This is a genomic window from Neisseria sp. HMSC064E01 (assembly GCF_001808875.1).
GTDB classification, from domain to species: domain Bacteria; phylum Pseudomonadota; class Gammaproteobacteria; order Burkholderiales; family Neisseriaceae; genus Neisseria; species Neisseria sicca_A.
The window spans coordinates 70,955-71,600 of the sequence record NZ_KV794946.1 but is presented as its reverse complement, the minus strand read 5'-3'; the positions used below and the strand labels follow the sequence as shown (position 1 = coordinate 71,600).

Sequence of the window (646 nt, the reverse complement as noted above, 5' to 3'; positions counted from 1 at the left end):
AGAAGGGGTTGCCGCTTTTGGTGCCTGTGCCTGTAAGTGCTGTATACAACTCGTTGTAAGCTGCTTCAAGGACTGGATCAGCGGGGGTGGAAACGAATTCCTTCATATAGGCTTTCGTTTTGCCATAAACGTGGCTCAAACGTAAAGCTGATTCTCCCCCACTTTCTCCTCCATAGCGCACGGCATTGTGCATTAACCGCAAGGATTCTTTCAAATCACCATCAATAGCTTTAAACGAAGATAATTGCTTCATTGCTGCAGAGAAGCCTTGTTTGGAAGCGCAACCAAGAAGCAATTCCTGAGTTTTTAAATCCTTTGTCTGATTTCTATAAATGAGAGACAGTTCATACTGCGCCAGCGGCACGCCCAAATCCACCGCCTTTTGCAAATAGGCAAGACCAAGTTGCGGGTTGCGACGATAACTCGCATTGCCTTCATACAAAGCATCAAACAACCAGTAGTTCGCCATTGCCCAATTTTTGTCTAAACCGTAGTGCAGCCATTTGCGGGCGCGGTTGTGCAAGGGGTTGTACATGATGCCGGTCGAACCTTGCACATGGGTGTAGAGCAGGTAGAGGTTGTTAATTGCCTGATAATGCCCTTTTGATGCCGCGGCTTCGTACAAGACAATCATGTCCTGAAATTC

1 protein-coding gene is annotated in these 646 nt (G+C 47.1%); it reads right to left on the bottom strand.

The genetic code is table 11. The annotated features are described in order from the left end of the window. The coding region (locus HMPREF2572_RS15080; protein ID WP_246827792.1) for an SEL1-like repeat protein at window positions 1–646 on the bottom strand (646 nt) is incomplete at both ends.